Origin of the sequence: Streptomyces corallincola, assembly GCF_019104725.1 — a bacterium.
Lineage (GTDB): Bacteria > Actinomycetota > Actinomycetes > Streptomycetales > Streptomycetaceae > Streptomyces > Streptomyces corallincola.
In genome coordinates, this window is record NZ_JAHRXF010000053.1 from 1 (window position 1) to 16277 (window position 16277).

Below are 16277 nucleotides of genomic sequence, written 5' to 3' on the forward strand. Positions count from 1 at the left end.
ATGCCAGCCGGGGCGGGGCGAACCGGGGGACGGATCTTGCGCGTCTTCGGCCGGCGAGATCCGCGGAGGGGACGGCGGAGGAAATAGGGGGGTTCTCATGGATATCCGTAGGGGAACGGCGTCCACGCGTCCGGGATCGGGGGCGGGGCCACAGGCGGAGTACGGGCCGGGGTCGGAATCGGGGCCGGGGCCGGGGCCGACCCGTGGGTTCCGGCTGCGGCTCCCGCGCACCCGTGCCGGGCAGCGGCGGCTGGTATGGGGAGCGGCGGCCGGGTGTGTGCTGGCGCTGCTGCCCTCGGCCTGGCTGTTCGTCTCGACGGCGGACCGGCTGCGGAGCACGGCGGACGCGCCGCGCACCGAGGTCGCCGTGGTCTTCGGCGCCGGGCTGGACGACGGCAAGCCGTCGCGCTACCTCGCCGGCCGACTGCGGGCGGCGGCCGACCTCTACCGCGAGGGCAGGGTCAAGGTCGTCCTCGTCACCGGCGACAACAGCCGCGACGACTACGACGAGCCCGACGCGATGCGCGTCTACCTGCGCGCGCACGGCGTCCCGGACCGACAGGTGGTCGCCGACTACGCGGGATTCGACACCTGGGACTCGTGCGTACGGGCCCGGAAGATCTTCGGCGTGGACCGGGCGGTCCTGATCAGCCAGGGCTTCCACATCCGCCGCACGGTCGCGCTGTGCGAGGCGGCGGGTATCGACTCGTACGGCGTCGGGGTGTCGGACAGGCATGACGTCACCTGGTACTACGGCGGCACGCGCGAGGTCTTCGCGGCGGGCAAGGCGGCACTGGACGCGGCCTTCCAGCCCGACCCGCACTTCCTGGGGCACCGCGAGCCGGGCGTGGCACGGGCGCTGGAGTCAGCAGGGCACCGAGGGCACTGAGGGCACTGGCCGGAGCACCCCGGCCGGACCCCACTGGACCCGCCCGCACCCGCCCGCACCCGCCCGCACCCGCCCGCACCCGCCCGCACCCGCCCGGATTATTCGGGAAATTGATTTCCGCCGGTTTTGCGGCCACCGGAATTGGGTCGCGCTCCGCCGAAATGAACCGGAGCACGAAAAACACGGACCACGCCGCCCGGAACGACAGCGGACGTCGCAGGTGAGAATCAGGTGTGAATCACTCCTCCCCAGGCGGGAGTTGAAGATCCACGCCGTGAAGCGGTGGAGAACTGGATCATTGACCCCACATCCACCACCGTAAACACAAAATGCACTGCCCGTATCACGAATGGTGACAGGCAGGTAATGCTCATCACACCGAAAAGGTCTGATGGCCTTCACTTTGCACATGTTATTGTCCGTTGTCCTATTCGCCCACGGGTCGCGCGGCGCGCGGAGACTCCGCCCCCTCCACGACCCGGATCACCTCCGGGCCGCACACGCGGCCCGCGTGACCCGCACGGCGCCGCCGGACGACCGAGAGGTGCGCCCCGGCCCCTCCCCCACCTGAACGACCTCTGGAAGCCCCCATGCCCATATCTCCCGAACTGGCCCTGGACGAACAGGGCGCGGCGGCCGAGAGCAAGCTCGCGCTGCTCCGCGTACCCGGCCGCTACCTCGTGCTGTCCGCCCTGGCCGGTGCCTTCATCGGTATCGCCGTGGTCCTGATGATCATGGTCAGCGGTCCGCTCAACGCGGTGCACTCGCCGTGGACCAAGCTCATCCAGGGCGCGGTCTTCGCCGTCGGCCTGGTGCTGGTCATCTTCTCCGGCGGTGAGCTGGTCACCAGCACCATGATGACCGCGGTGCAGGGTGCCGTCCGCCGCCGCATCTCCCCGCTGGGCGCCCTCGCGCTGATCGTCGCCTGCTTCGTCGGCAACCTGATCGGCTCGATCGTCTTCGCGTGGCTGGTGCACAAGGCGGGCGTCCTGAACATCGCCCCGGCCCCCGGCGCACCCGCGCCCGGCGCGACGCTGCTCGAAGGTCTGCTGCACAGCAAGCTGACGGAGAGCGGCTCGACGCTGTTCTTCCGGGGTGTCCTGTGTAACTTCCTGGTCTGCCTGACCGTGTGGATGGGCGTGCGGACGCGTTCCGACGCCGCCAAGATCATGGTGATCTTCTGGGGTCTGCTCGCCTTCGTCAGCTCCGGCTTCGAGCACGTCGTCGCCAACATGACGACCTTCTCCCTGGGTCTGTTCGAGCACGTCCCCGGTGTGACCGTCGGCGCCTTCGCGCACAACATGCTCTTCGTGGGCCTCGGCAACCTGGTCGGCGGCGGCCTGCTGGTGGGCGTCGCGTACGCCTACACCAGCCACCGCAAGTCCGGCTCCGCCGAGCCCGCTCCCACGCCGGGCACCCCGGTGGAGGGCGCGACCCCGAACGCGGCGGTCCCGGCGGGCCGGGGCGCCTGACCCCTACGGGTCTCGCCCGTGCGGGTTCGCCCCCCCCTACAGGTCACCCCTTACGGGTTCGCACCCCTACGGGTCACCCCGCACCCGACCCCCTACGGGTCCCCCGAAGCCCGCCGCAGGCGCACACCCCGCGCCCACGGCGGGCTTCCGCGTGCCGCACCCCGCTCCAGGACGTAGGACCAGCGCAGTAGGCGGTTTCCGGCCGGAGGGCGCGGTGGAGGGGGCCAGGTGTCGCGTAGGTTCGCGGTTATGCCCGACAGCGACTGGTTCGACCTCGACGCGTATCTGTCCCGTACCGGCTGGGCAGGCGGCCGGGAGCCCGACCTGGCGACCCTGCGGGGTGTCCACCGGGCCCATGCGCTGGCCTTCCCGTTCGAGAACCTCGACCCGCTGGCCGGTGAGGTGCCTTCGCTGGCGCCCGCCGACCTCATGGCCAAGATGGTGCACGGGGGGCGCGGCGGGTACTGCTACGAGCAGAACACCCTGCTCAGGCTGGCCCTGCGGGCGCTGGGATTCGAGGTGACCGGGCTGGCGGGGCGGGTGGTGTACGGCACCTCCGAGGGCAACAGCCGCCCCCGCACCCACATGATGCTGCGGGTGACCCTCCCGGACGAGCCCGAGCCCTACCTCGCCGACGTCGGCTACGGCACCTTCGGCTCGCTGCTGGAGCCGGTGCCGCTGGCCGAGGGCGAGTACGAAGGGGCGGGGCGTCGGCACCGGCTGGTCCGGACCGCCCCGCAGGAGGGACCGCTGGACCAGTGGACGCTCCAGGCGTGGGACGGCGACGCCGGGGACTGGTCGGCCCAGTACGCGTTCACCCTGGAGTTCTTCGCGGAGATCGATTTCGAGGCGTTCAACTGGTACATCGCCACCAGCCCGCGTTCGCCGTTCGTCAGCCGTGCCTTCCTCCACCGGACCACCCCGGAGCGGAGCATCTCGCTCATGGGCGGCACCTTCATGGAGCTGGGGGCCGACGGGCGGGTGAGCCAACGCGCCCTGACGGACGAGTCCGAGGCGCGCGAGATCGTCGTCACCGAGTTCGGCCTGCCGGTCCCGGAGAAGGTCCACCTGCTCGGCTGATCCCCATCTCCCCTCATTGACAGGTCACTTGCCCTACGACGTGTCCAACTCCCCTCCCTCCATGAGCCGTCCGGAAGCCGTGCCCCCAGGCGCGCGGCCGGGCGGCTCTCTTCCTGCGCGGGGCGGGGCCGCCGCCGGGACCGCGAGCCGGGCGGGAGCACGAGGCGGGTAGGAGCACGAGGCGGGTAGGAGCACGAGCCGGGCGGGAGCGCGCGGGGAGGGACCCGAGCGGGTCGGGCCGCGAGCAGGGGACGTGAGCGGGGCGGGACCCTGCCCGCGCCGACTCGACCGGGGCAGGACCGCGCCCGCGGGGACTCGACCGGGGTGGGACCGGGAGGGGGTCCACCGATAGCCCCGCTCCATTCGTGTTATTTTCTCTCTTTTTCTTTCGCACGCCCCTGACCTGCCGGAACGCGGCACGGCTAGGCCGTCCGGGGGTCGGGTGTGCCACCCGTTCACCGCAGTCCCGCTGACGGTTCGACAAGCGGTCCGGGCCGACTGCCACTTACCTCGAAGCAGCAGGGGCTGCCGCTCCTGACCGAGCCGGATGAACGAGTCGGACAAGCTCAGGGGAGCACCATGCGACGCACCGCCCGTCTGCTGACCGGTACCGCGCTCGCCGTGGCCGCGGCGGGACTCGCCACGGCGCCGGCCTACGCGAAGGGGACCGGCAGCAGCCTCCAGGTGTACCCGTCCACGACCATGCCCGGCAGTCAGGTCACGGTGGACACCGCGGCCTGCGGTGCGGCGGGCGCCGCGCTCGGGGACGCCGGTGCGGTGGGCGCCGGGACCTTCCCGCTGGCGGCGACCACCGAGGAGGGCAAGGCGGTCGGGCAGTTCCGGGTGCCGCCGGGGGCGCAGCCGGGCACGTACGAGATCGTCGCGCAGTGCGCGGAGGGGTCCAGGCAGGTCAGCGGTGATCTGGTGGTGGCGCTGGCGGAGACGCGCGAGCAGGTGCAGCCGCGCGGCAGTGTGAAGACCGGGGTCGGCGGGGCGCTGGGCCCCGGACCCACGCAGACCGCGGCGGGCGTGGCGGCACTGGCCGTCGCCGCCGCGGGCGGTACCTGGCTCCTGCATCGCCGGGCGAGAGGCGACGGGATCTGACGGACGCCCTCCGCTGTCCGTCGGCCGGTACCGCCGTCCCGCCCCCTCCGGGTCCGATGCCCCTCGCGGCCCGGAGGGGGAGGGGACCCGCACTCCGGGTCCCCCGTAGGGGATCGGCCCTGTGGAGCGCGCCGCGTTCCGCCCTCCGGAGAGGGGTTCACATGCGCAGGATCGGGGACACCGCGATAGCCGTGGTCAGTACGGCCTCCCTGGGCGTGGCCGTCTGGCTGCTCGCCGGACCGGCCGTGACGCACGCGCCGCCGCAGCCCACGGCCGCCGAGGGGCGGCCCGATCCGGGCGAGGAGCGGCTCTCCGCGCCCGCGCTGACCGCGTCCCCGCCGACCCGCGTGCGCATCCCCGCGATCCGGGTGGCCGCGCCCCTTACGGGTCTGACCCTGAACTCCTCCGGCGGCCTGAACGCGCCGCCTCCCGCCGACAAGAACCTCGCCGGGTGGTACCGGGCGGGCACCACCCCGGGTGAGACCGGCACCGCGATCATCGCGGGCCACGTGGACAACACGAAGGGTCCCGCCGTCTTCTACGACCTCGGCGCCCTCAAGCGCGGCGCCGTCATCGAGGTGGACCGGGAGGACGGCCGCACCGCCCTCTTCACCGTGGACGCCGTCGAGGTGTACTCCGCCCGCGACTTCCCCGACGACAAGGTCTACTCCCCCGCCCCCCGCCCCGAGCTCCGCGTCATCACCTGCGGCGGCGGCTACTCGAAGACCACCGGCTACCAGGGCAACGTGGTCGTCTTCGCCCACCTGACGGGCAGCCGCCCGGCGACGGGCCACTGAAGCCGAACCCGGCCACCGCTGAACCCTCGTACTCCCCCGGTCGATCCCCTAGTCGATCCCCGATCTCTCCACCCCCGCCACGATCCACCGCTGGAAGCAGAGGAAGACGACCAGGAGGGGGAGGATCGAGACGGTGGCCGCGGTGAAGAGTTCGTGGAGCCGGATGACCTGGGAGGTGGTGAAGGAGGAGAGGGCGACCTGGACGGTCCAGGCGGACTGGTCCTGGCCGATGACCAGGGGCCAGAGGAAGGCGTTCCAGGCGCCGAGGAAGACGATGGTGCCGACGGCGGCGAACACCGGGCGGGAGTTGGGGACGACGACCCGCCAGTAGGTGCGCCAGGGACCGAGCCCGTCCACCTGGGCCGCGTCCTCCAGCTCGCGCGGAAAGCCCAGGAAGTACTGGCGGAAGACGAAGCAGGCGAACGCCGGGAACAGGGTCGGGACGATCAGCCCGCGCAGGGTGGAGATCCAGCCGAGCGACGACACCAGCACGAAGCTGGGGACGAAGGTCACCGCGGCCGGGACGAGCAGCGTGCCGAGGATGCCGTAGAAGACCTTGTCGGCGTGGCGGTACGGGACGCGGGCGAGGCCGTAACCGGCGAGGGAGGTGAGCAGGAGGGTGCCCAGCGTCGTGACGACCGCGATCAGCGCGGAGTTGAGCAGCGAACGCGCGAAGGGGACGGACGGGTCGTCGAACAGTTCCCTGATGTTCCCCCAGTGCAGCGAGGTGGGGAAGAAGGTCCACGCGGGCGAGGTGATCTCCTGCTCGGTGGAGAGCGCGTTGCGGATCAGCAGGTAGAACGGGATCAGGAAGAGCAGCGCGAGGACGATCAGCAGCACCAGCCGCAGTGCCCGCCCCGCGCGCACCAGCGCGTCATCCATCGGCCCGGCTCCTTCCCAGGACGTCACGCATCGGTCCGGCGCTCCTTCCGAGGACGTCACGCATCGGCGTGTCCCCTTCCCAGCCGCAGCCACCGTGCCTGGCCCAGCGTGACGGCGGCGATGATCACCGCGAGGATGACCGCGCCCGCGCTGCCCAGGCCGAGGTTCTGTCCCTGGCCGAGCGCGACGTAGTAGAGGTAGACCAGCGGCGGGCGGGCGTACGGCGGGTAACCGCTCGCGGTGGACAGCAGGTTGTAGAACTCGTCGAACGCCTGGAACGCGTTGATGACCAGCAGCAGGAGTACCGCCACCGAGGTGGCCCTGAGCTGGGGCAGCGTGATGTGGCGCAGCACGGTCCAGCCGGGGCGGGCACCGTCCACGGCGGCGGCCTCGTACAGCGCGGGGTCGATCCGCTGGAGCCCGGCGAGGAAGAGGATCATGTAGAAACCGGCCTGGAGCCAGAGCCGTACGGTGACGACGACCAGCCAGTACCAGGGCGGCGAGGTGGTGGACAGCCAGGCCACCGGATCGCCGCCGACCCAGCCGAGCACCGTGTTGACCAGCCCGAACCGCACCCCGCTGAACAGGGACATCTTCCAGATCAGCGCCGCGACGACGTAGCTGCACGCGGCGGGCAGGAAGAACACCGAGCGGAAGAAGGCGCGCGCCCGCTTCAGCCGGTTGACCATCAGGGCCAGGCTCAGGGAGAACACGTAGGTGGTGGGGACGATGAACAGGGTGAAGACGAGGAACGTGCCGAGGCTGGAGCGGAACGCGTCGTCCCGGAGCATCGCCGTGTAGTTGCCGAACCCGACGAAGTGCGTGGGCGTGACCGTGTTGTGCGCGTCGAAGAAGCTGAGCCACACGCTCCACAGCAGCGGTACGTACGTGAACAGCGCGAGACCGGCGGCGAAGGGGCCGACGAAGATCCAGAACCAGCGCGCCGAGTTGCCGCGTATCACCGCTTGCCCGCCACCCGGTGCAGCTCGGCGCTCACCTTCCGTACGACGGTGCGCAGTTCGCTCTCCGGGTTGGCGCCGCCCCGGATGATCCGGTTCAGCGCGTCCTGGTACGCGGCCTGGCTGACCGGGGTCCACAGCAGCGGCTGGGCGTGTCCGTGGTCGGTGGTGAAACGGACGACGTCGGCGGCCTGGCCGTTCTTCAGCTTGGCCGCCTTCTCCGCGAGGGAGATGCGGGCCGGGATGTGGAAGCCGTAGGAGAGCGCGAAGTCCTCCTGGTAGTCGGTGCGTTCGACCCACAGCCAGCGGACGAAGTCCTTCGCGGCGGCGACCTGCGCGCTGTGCGCGTTGACGGCCGACCCGTACGCCCCCACGGGGACCGCGGGCCGACCGGCGGAGCCGTCCTTGGGGAAGGGCAACACCCCGAAGTCGTCGCCGAGTTCCTTCCGTACGGCGGGCAGCGCCCACAGCCCGGACCACTGCATGGCGGTGAGGCCCTGGAGAAACGCGGACGGGTCGGACCAGTCGGCGGGGGCACCGAGCAGCAACGAGTCGTGCCGGTGCAGCAGTTGGAGTTTGGCGAGGGTGCGGGCGGCGGCGGGGTCGTCGAAGCCCACCGTGCCCTTCTCGGTGACCAGTTGGAGTCCGGCCGCGTTCAGCGGGGTGCCGCCGAGGACGCTCGCTCCGCCGTCGTTGCCGAGGAAGAGACCCTTCACCTTCTTCGTGGTGAGCCGTCCGGCCGCGTCCACGAGGGCGTCCAGGGTGGTGGGCGGCTCGACCCCGGCGTCCTTGAGGAGGCTCTTGCGGTAGTAGAGGAACTGGGTGTCGATCACCTGGGGGACGCCCCAGATCTTTCCCCGATATGTCTTCGGGGCAAGCACGGCGGGGTTGAAGTCGTCCTTCACCCCGTCGAGCAGCGCGGTGAGGTCGGCGACCTGCCCGCCCTGGATCTGGTCGAGCGTGGGGCTGCCCTCGAAGACGTCCGGGCCGGACTTGGTGAGCAGCGCGGCGGCGGTCTGCTGGTCGTAGTTGCCGGGCCGCCACTGCACGGAGACGCGCGCCTTGCGGTAGGCGGCGGCGTACCGCTCCACCGCCTGCTCGGTGCCCGCCTCCCCGTACTGGTGGTACCACTGCGACAGCCGGGGTCCGGAACCTCCGCCTCCGTCGTCGCCGCCCCGCCCGGTGTGGGAGCCGCACGCCGCGAGCAGTCCCGCCGCCCCGGCGGCCCCGGCCGCCCCCAGCATGCCTCGGCGGCTGATACTCCTGATCGACTGCAACGTGTGCTCCCGGAAACGATCGTTTGGTTGTACGGCTCAACGATCAACCATGAGCCGGGATTACGAAAGGGGTGTTGCGGCGGTGTTTCAGCCCACCGGGGTGACGGGGTTCACGCCGGTCAGCGCCGTGGAGGCGGCCCACAGCCAGCGCGCCGCCCGGTCGTCCCGCGTCCAGGGCGCCCGGTACGAGGGTGCGGGCGCGCCGCGCCACATGGCGAACGCCGGTCCGGTGAAGGAGTCGGGGCGGACACCGGGCGCGGTGGCCGCGTGCAGGTTGGGCAGCGCGCCCGCCTCGGCGGACTGCGCGAGGATCCGGTTCGCGGCCTCCATCGCGCGCACGGCACCCTTCCGGCCCTCGGCGCGCGGCCCGGCCGCCTGGAGTTCGGTCGCCGCGTAACCGGGATGCGCGGCGGCGGCCGTCACACCCGAGCCGCGAAGACGCCGGGCCAGTTCGTGGGTGAAGAGGAGATTGGCCGTCTTGGAACGGCCGTAGGCGAGCCAACGACGGTAGTGCGTAAGGCTGTTGAGGTCGTACGGGTCGATGGTGCCGAGGAGGTGCAGCATGCTGGAGACGGTGACGATCCGGGCCTTCGGGGTGGCCAGCAGCCGGGGCAGCAGGAGCCCCGTCAGGGCGAAGTGGCCCAGGTGGTTGACGCCGAACTGCGTCTCGAACCCGTCGGCGGTGAGGCCGGGGGGCGGCGCCATGACGCCCGCGTTGTTGACGAGCAGGTCCAGGCGGTCACCGGGGAGCTGTGCGGCGAGGGCGCGCACGGAGGAGAGGTCGGCGAGGTCGAGCTGCCGCAGTTCGGCGCTGGCACCGGGGATCTCCTCGGTGAGCCTGGCCAGGGCGTCGCGTCCGCGGGTCGGGCTGCGGCAGGCGAGGGTCACGTGGATGCCGGTGCGGGCGAGTTCACGGGCGGTGACGTAGCCGAGGCCGGAGTTGGCGCCGGTGACGAGGGCGGTTCGGGTGGGGGTGGGGGTGGGGCGAGGGGGCATGGGGGGCTTCCTGGGGGGTGGTCGGGGTCCTGGGGGGGTGGTCGGGGTTCGGGCGGAGAACGAACGGGTGGCGGCGGGGACACTCCGGGTGATCCCGTAGGTGATCCCCCGTAGATACCCCCCCCTGTAGGTGACGCCGGTGACCCGGCGGGCGACCCGGTGAGTGACCCCGATGGCCCCGGTGACCCCGTAGAGGCACGGACGGGCGTCGTGGGCCGGGACCACGAGGCAAACAGGGGGGCCTTCCGCCCCGTGGGGGACGGCTTTCGGCCACGCCGGAAACAGGACCGTACCCCCGCCCGCGCCCCCGACACCCCATCCCACCAGGCGTTTCCTTCTCTCCCGAGAGGGGCACTCGCCTGCCCGGCCGGTGAGTTCTCGAAGATTTCCGCGGGAGTCACAACTTTTCCCGAGGAGGCGGCATCCAACATAGCGATCCAGATCCACACATCAACCGATGGAGGCGGAAACGCGATGAATGAGACGATCCGATCCGGCAAGACCGGCGCGCGGCGCGGAGTGGCTGTCCTGACCGCGGCGGCGGCCCTGGCGGGCGCGGGCGCCCTGTGGGGGACGACGACCGCGAGCGCGGCGCCCCGCCCGGCGGCGACCCACACCTGCTCCGCCTCGAACCTGCGCGTCTCGCTGGGCCGCGCCGAGGGCGCCGCCGGCTCGCTGTACGAGACGGTTCGCTTCACCAACACCTCCAAGAGCTCCTGCGCCCTGCGCGGCTACCCGGGTGTGAGCGTCCTCGACTCCGCGCACCACCAGATCGGCAAGGCCGCGACCCGTAGCGGCCGTTCGTACGGCACGGTGACGCTGAAGCCCGGCCACTCCGCCACGTCGGTGCTCCGCACCACCAACGGCCCCATCGGCGGCGCCTGCGACAAGCCCGGCTCCTACCTGCGCTTCTACCCGCCCGCCTCCACGTCCTCGATCACCGTCCCGGCCAAGTGGAAGACCTGCTCCCACACCTTCCAGGTCGGCCCGGTGAACACGAACGGCGCCCTCTGACCCCCGCCGCGCCCCCTTCGCACGCCCGTCGGCCTCCCGCTCCCCCGAGCCGGGAGGCCACTCGCCCCGGTCGAAGCCGCCGAACACTCCTTCCGGCACCCCGACTTCACCCACCACGGCAGGTGGCTCGAAGTCCTCGACACCTTCTCCCTCGCCTGCTCCCTCACCGGCGACCGCCCACCGGGGGCGCCGATGGGCGGCGGCGTTCTGAGCGCACGGGGCGTGCGGGGCGTGCGGAGTACGTACGAGAGGGCGACACCCCGCACAGGTGTCGCCCTCTCGGGTGAGCGCCCCTCGGTCCGGCCCCGGTGAGGGTGGGAAGGACCGGCCGCGGGCGCCCGTTTCAGCGGTGGTCCGAGCCTCCGGGGGTGATCGCCGCGCGGCCCGCCTCCAGGCGGGCGACCGGGATGCGGAACGGGGAACAGGAGACGTAGTCCAGGCCCGCGTGGTGGAAGAAGTGGACGGACTCGGGGTCGCCGCCGTGTTCGCCGCAGATGCCGAGTTTGAGGTCGGGGCGGGTGGCGCGGCCGGCGCGGGCGGCGGCGATGACGAGGGAGCCGACGCCGTCGGTGTCGATGGTCTCGAAGGGGCTGACGCCGAAGATGCCCTTCTCCAGGTAGGCGGTGAAGAAGCTGGCCTCCACGTCGTCGCGGGAGAAGCCCCAGACGGTCTGGGTCAGGTCGTTGGTGCCGAAGGAGAAGAACTCGGCGGCCTCCGCGATCTGGCCCGCCGTCAGCGCGGCGCGCGGCAGTTCGATCATGGTGCCGATCGCCAGCTTCAGCTTCGTCCCCGTGGCCGCCTCGACCTCCGCGATGACCTGGTCGGCCTCCTCGCGGACGATCTCCAGTTCCTGGACGGTGCCGACCAGCGGGATCATGATCTCGGCGCGCGGGTCGCCCTTGGCGTTCCGGCGCTCGGCGGCGGCTTCCGCGATGGCGCGTACCTGCATGGTGAACAGGCCGGGGATGACCAGCCCGAGCCGTACGCCGCGCAGCCCCAGCATCGGGTTCTGCTCGTGCAGCCGGTGTACGGCCTGGAGCAGCCGGAGTTCGTTCTCGTGCGGCTCCTGCCGGGACTCGGCGAGGGCGACGCGCACGGAGAGTTCGGTGATGTCGGGCAGGAACTCGTGCAGCGGCGGGTCGAGGAGGCGCACGGTGACGGGCAGCCCGTCCATCGCCTCGAAGAGTTCCACGAAGTCCCGGCGCTGGAGCGGGAGAAGCTCCGCGAGGGCCTCCTCGCGTTCGCGCCCGGTGTCCGCGAGGATCAGCCGCTCCACCATCTCGCGCCGCTCCCCGAGGAACATGTGCTCGGTACGGCACAGCCCGATCCCCTGGGCGCCGAACCGGCGGGCGCGCAGCGCGTCCTCGGCGTTGTCGGCGTTGGCCCGCACCCGCAGGCGGCGCTTGCGGTCCGCGAAGGCCATCATCCGGTGCACGGCCTCGACCAGTTCGTCGGCGTCGTCGGCGCCCGGGTGCATCCGGCCCTCGAAGTACTCGACCACCGGCGACGGCACGACCGGCACCTCACCGAGGTAGACCTTGCCGGAGGACCCGTCGATGGAGATGACGTCGCCCTCCTCCACGATGTGCCCGCCGGGCACGGTCATGCGGCGCCGCTTGGTGTCCACCTCCAGCTCCTCCGCGCCGCAGACACAGGTCTTGCCCATGCCGCGCGCCACGACGGCCGCGTGCGAGGTCTTGCCGCCGCGCGAGGTGAGGATGCCCTCGGCGGCGATCATGCCGTCCAGGTCGTCGGGGTTGGTCTCACGGCGGACCAGGATGACCTTCTCCCCCGACCGCGACCACTTGACGGCGGTGTACGAGTCGAAGACCGCCTTGCCGACGGCGGCGCCCGGCGACGCGGCGATGCCCCGGCCGACCGGCGCGGCCTTCGCGTCCTCGTCGAAGCGCGGGAACATCAGCTGCGCGAGCTGCGCGCCGGTCACCCGCTGGAGTGCCTCGGCCTCGTCGATCAGCCCCTGGTCCACGAGCTGGGTGGCGATCCGGAACGCGGCCCCGGCGGTCCGCTTGCCCACGCGGGTCTGGAGCATCCACAGCTTGCCGCGCTCGATGGTGAACTCGATGTCGCAGAGGTCCTGGTAGTGATTCTCCAGGGTCTCCATGATGCCCATGAGCTGGTCGTACGACGTCTTGTCGATGCCCTCCAGATCCGCGAGGACGACGGTGTTGCGGATGCCCGCGACCACGTCCTCGCCCTGCGCGTTCTGGAGGTAGTCGCCGTAGACGCCCTGGTGGCCGGAGGCGGGGTCGCGGGTGAAGGCGACGCCGGTGCCGGAGTCGGGGCCGAGGTTGCCGAAGACCATCGAGCAGATGTTGACGGCGGTGCCGAGGTCGTGCGGGATGCGTTCCTGGCGGCGGTAGAGCTTGGCGCGGTCGCCGTTCCAGGACTCGAAGACGGCCTTGACCGCGAGGTCCATCTGCTCGCGCGGGTCCTGCGGGAAGTCCCGGCCCGCCTCGGCCTCGACGATCTTCTTGAACTCGGTGACCAGCTTCTTCAGGTCGGCCGCTTCGAGATCGGTGTCCACGGACACCTTCTTCGCGTCCTTGGCCGCCTCCAGGGCCTCCTCGAACAGCTCGCCGTCCACGCCCAGCACGGTCTTGCCGAACATCTGGATCAGGCGGCGGTACGAGTCCCAGGCGAACCTCTCGTCACCGGACTGCTCGGCCAGGCCCTGTACGGACGCGTCGGTGAGCCCGATGTTCAGGACGGTGTCCATCATGCCGGGCATGGAGAACTTGGCGCCGGAGCGTACGGACACCAGCAGCGGGTCGTCGGGGCGGCCGAGCTGCTTGGCCATCGTGGCCTCCAGCGCGTCGAGATGCGCGCTGACCTCGTCACGCAGTGCCGCGGGCTCCTCGCCGCTGTCCAGGTAGACCTTGCACGCCTCGGTGGTGATGGTGAAGCCGGGCGGCACCGGCAGCCCGAGGTTGGTCATCTCCGCGAGGTTCGCGCCCTTGCCGCCGAGGAGGTCCTTGAGGTCCTTGTTTCCCTCGGTGAAGTCGTAGACGTACTTCGCTGCGTGGGGTTCTTTGTTTTCCGACACGTGTCTCGACTCCTTGAGGCCGCGGTGGCTGCCCTGACGACGGGGAACATACCCAGATCGAAGGCTTCTGGGGAGGTCAGCCGATGTGTCATGCGCCTGTGACCACCCGTCCGCCAGCGGATCGAAAGTCATCGCGTGGCAAGCGGGAGCGACGGGATGTTTTCAGTTCTTGAAGACGGGAGCTGCCCACAGGGGCGGCTAGCCGCTCAAATGAGCTACTTACAGCACGCCTGATTTCGATCGATGAACACCCCGAGCCTGGCACTCAGTGCCATTTCTTGGAGAAGTGCAGCCGATCACCGTCCGCTCATCTGAGCGTCTTCCTTATCAAGGGTGGCGAGAATCACGCTGCCACAGGGTCCGGGATTCCACCATGCGGACGGCTTCGGGGCGCGCGGGCGGCCGGTCGGGGGGCCGCACCGTGTCCCCCGCGCCGGTCGCCGCGTTCGACAGGCGTGACGACGGAGGGAAGCGGGCATGACTGACGGTCCTCATCTTCTGGTGCACGGCGCGACATCGGCCGCCGTCGGCGATCGGGGCGACATCGGCGGGGTGCGCGGCGGCGACCTCCCCGACGGACTCTTCGTCCGCGACGCCCGGCACCTCAGCCGCTGGCAGCTCACCGTGGACGGCGCGGTCCCCGAGGTGCTCACCCCGGTCGGGGACCACGGCCCGGTCGGAAACCAGGACGGGGACGGGGGCCCGCCGGGGATCGGCGGCCCCACGGGGAGCGGCGGCTCCGCCGGGGGCCGGGGCAGTGGCGGGGGCGGGGGCGGCGCGCGCTGTGTGCTCGTGCCGCGCGGGGGCCGACAGGAGCCCCCCGCCCACCTCGTCGTCCGTGAGCAGGCCGTCGCCGAGGGCGCCTTCCTGGAGTCGCTGCGGGTCACCAGCAACCGTCCCGCCCCGACCGCCGTCCGGCTCGCGCTCACCGTGGACGCCGACTTCGCCGACCAGTTCGAGCTGCGCTCCGACCACCGTACGTACGTGAAGGCGGGCGCCGTACGCTCCCGTGAACTCCTGGACGACGGACTGGAGTTCACGTACCGCAGAGCCGAGTGGTGCGCCCGTACCACCGTGACCGCCGACCCGGCGCCCGAGGCCGTGGAGGAGACCGGGACCGGGGCGCGGCGGCTGGTGTGGACGCTGGACCTCGCCCCGTACGGCACCGCGGAACTCCTGCTCCGGGTCACCGCGCACCCGCACGGCGACCGGCGTACACCGGCCGTGCCGGGCTCCCCCGCCGAGGCGCGCCGCCAACTGCGCTCGCTGGAGCGGGAGTTCATCGGGGACGCCGAACTGCCCTCCGCATGGCCCGAGTTGGCTGCCGCCTGTGCGCACGGGCTCGGCGGGCTGGCCGCGCTCCGGGTTCCGGCGGCCGGGCCGGACGGCGAGGAGCTGCGGGTCCCGGCGGGCGGGGCGCCCTGGTTCCTCACGCTGCTGGGCCGGGACGCGCTGCTGACCTCGCTGTTCGTGCTGCCGTACCGCTCCGGTCCGGCCGCCGCGACGCTGCTCGCCCTCGCCGCGACCCAGGCGGGCGGCCGGGGTACCCGCACGACGGCCCTCCCGTCCGCCGCCGCGCCCGGCCGGATCGTGCACGAGATCCGGCACGGCGAACTGGCCCACTTCGGGCAGGTCCCCTACGGCCGCTACTACGGCTCGGTGGACGCGACCCCGCTGTTCCTGGTGCTGCTCGGCACGTACACCGAGCACACCGGCGACACCGCGCTCGCCGCGCGCCTCGCGCCGCACGCCCGCGCGGCCGTGGACTGGATGCTCGGCGAGGGCGGGCTCGCCGCCGACGGCTACCTCCTGCACCGCGCCGACGGCCCCGCGCACCAGGGCTGGAAGGACTCCCCCGACGCGGTCTGCCACGCCGACGGCACCCGGCCCGCCGGTCCGGTCGCGGTGGCGGGCACCCAGGGGTACGCGTACGACGCGCTGCGCCGCACCGCGTGGCTGGCCCGCACGGTCTGGGCCGACCCGGCGTACGCCGAGCGTCTGGAGCGGAGCGCGGCCGGGCTGCGGGACCGGTTCCAGCGGGAGTTCTGGATGCCGGAGCACGATTTCCCGGCGCTGGCGCTGGACGGCGCGGGCCGCCGGGTGGACGCGCTGGCCTCCGACACCGGGCATCTGCTGTGGGCGGGGCTGCTCGACAAGGAGTACGGGCAGTCGGCCGGACGGCGCCTGCTGGAACCCGACTTCTTCACCGGCTGGGGCGTGCGCACGCTGGCCGCCGGTCAGCCCGCGCACCATCCGCTCTCCCGGCACCGGGGCGCGGTCTGGCCGCACGACAACGCCCTCGTCGCGCTCGGCCTCGCCCGCTACGGCCTGCACGACGAGGCGCGCGCGGTCGCCCGCGCCCAGCTCGACGCGGCCACGGCCGCCGGGCGGCGGCTGCCGTTCGTCCTCGCCGGGTACGACCGCGCCGGGCACCCCGAGCCGGTCCCGTTCCCGTACGAGTGCGCCCGCGAATCCCGTACGGCCGCTGCCCCGCTGGCGCTGCTGACGGCGGTCGGCGGTGCCTGGCCCGGTCCCGCCGACGACGGCTTGACCGGGCGTTTGCCGGGTGTTTGCCCCGGCGGCTGAACGGGGATGGCGGGCGGGCCGTACGGCAAGGTGGCGGGCTCGGGCGGGGCGCCGAGGGGGGTTGTTCCTCCCCGGTGCGGCTCCCGGCCTCCCGCCGCTGTCACGGCCTCGCACGGAAGCACGGAAGGACCCCGGCCTTGCCCCACCACACGAGTAC

Annotated in this window: 12 protein-coding genes; 7 read left to right on the top strand and 5 right to left on the bottom strand. The window is 72.1% G+C overall.

Going from position 1 to position 16277, the window contains the following annotated elements:
• Positions 1–214: 214 nt before the first annotated feature.
• The 5 genes from KUM39_RS24620 to KUM39_RS24640 all read left to right on the top strand — a co-directional run bounded on the left by KUM39_RS24620 (position 215) and on the right by KUM39_RS24640 (position 5342).
• Positions 215–889 (top strand): SanA/YdcF family protein, encoded by a 675-nt coding sequence (locus KUM39_RS24620; protein ID WP_308288230.1) that lies wholly within the window; start codon positions 215–217, stop codon positions 887–889.
• 590 nt (positions 890–1479) lie between these two features.
• On the top strand, positions 1480–2361 hold the full coding sequence (locus KUM39_RS24625) for a formate/nitrite transporter family protein (protein ID WP_217787963.1): 882 nt from the start codon (positions 1480–1482) through the stop codon (positions 2359–2361).
• A gap of 249 nt (positions 2362–2610) precedes the next feature.
• A complete protein-coding gene (locus tag KUM39_RS24630; protein WP_217787964.1) occupies positions 2611–3441 on the top strand; it encodes an arylamine N-acetyltransferase family protein in 831 nt (276 codons plus the stop codon).
• A 579-nt stretch (positions 3442–4020) separates the two neighbouring features.
• Positions 4021–4545: a hypothetical protein gene (locus KUM39_RS24635; protein WP_217787965.1), complete on the top strand. Its 525-nt coding sequence runs from the start codon at positions 4021–4023 to the stop codon at positions 4543–4545.
• 161 nt (positions 4546–4706) lie between these two features.
• The gene (locus KUM39_RS24640; protein ID WP_217787966.1) at positions 4707–5342 is read left to right on the top strand and encodes a class F sortase; all 636 of its coding nucleotides are present in this window, start codon (positions 4707–4709) and stop codon (positions 5340–5342) included.
• A gap of 48 nt (positions 5343–5390) precedes the next feature.
• Here the strand turns inward: KUM39_RS24640 and KUM39_RS24645 are convergent, their stop codons facing one another.
• From KUM39_RS24645 to KUM39_RS24660, 4 genes are all read right to left on the bottom strand, one after another.
• Entirely contained in the window at positions 5391–6224 is an 834-nt protein-coding gene (locus tag KUM39_RS24645) for a carbohydrate ABC transporter permease (RefSeq protein ID WP_217787967.1), read from the bottom strand.
• A gap of 56 nt (positions 6225–6280) precedes the next feature.
• The gene (locus KUM39_RS24650; protein WP_372455810.1) at positions 6281–7186 is read right to left on the bottom strand and encodes a carbohydrate ABC transporter permease; all 906 of its coding nucleotides are present in this window, start codon (positions 7184–7186) and stop codon (positions 6281–6283) included.
• Positions 7183–8427 carry an ABC transporter substrate-binding protein gene (locus tag KUM39_RS24655; RefSeq protein WP_217787990.1) on the bottom strand — a complete coding sequence of 415 codons (1245 nt, stop codon included), beginning with the start codon at positions 8425–8427 and terminating at the stop codon, positions 7183–7185. Before KUM39_RS24655 ends, KUM39_RS24650 begins: the two co-directional genes overlap by 4 nt.
• 120 nt (positions 8428–8547) lie before the next feature.
• Positions 8548–9456, bottom strand: a complete 909-nt coding sequence (locus KUM39_RS24660; protein WP_217787968.1) for an oxidoreductase — start codon at positions 9454–9456, stop codon at positions 8548–8550.
• Positions 9457–9930: 474 nt separating this feature from the next.
• On the opposite strand from KUM39_RS24660, the gene KUM39_RS24665 reads away from it, so the two are divergent.
• A complete protein-coding gene (locus KUM39_RS24665) occupies positions 9931–10470 on the top strand; it encodes a DUF4232 domain-containing protein (RefSeq protein ID WP_217787969.1) in 540 nt (179 codons plus the stop codon).
• Between the two features lie 343 nt (positions 10471–10813).
• Here KUM39_RS24665 and ppdK read toward each other — a convergent pair whose 3' ends face one another.
• A complete protein-coding gene (ppdK, locus tag KUM39_RS24670; protein WP_217787970.1) occupies positions 10814–13534 on the bottom strand; it encodes a pyruvate, phosphate dikinase in 2721 nt (906 codons plus the stop codon).
• Positions 13535–14011: 477 nt separating this feature from the next.
• Between ppdK and KUM39_RS24675 the strand changes: the two genes are divergently transcribed.
• Entirely contained in the window at positions 14012–16120 is a 2109-nt protein-coding gene (locus tag KUM39_RS24675) for an amylo-alpha-1,6-glucosidase (protein ID WP_217787971.1), read from the top strand.
• Positions 16121–16277 lie beyond the last annotated feature (157 nt).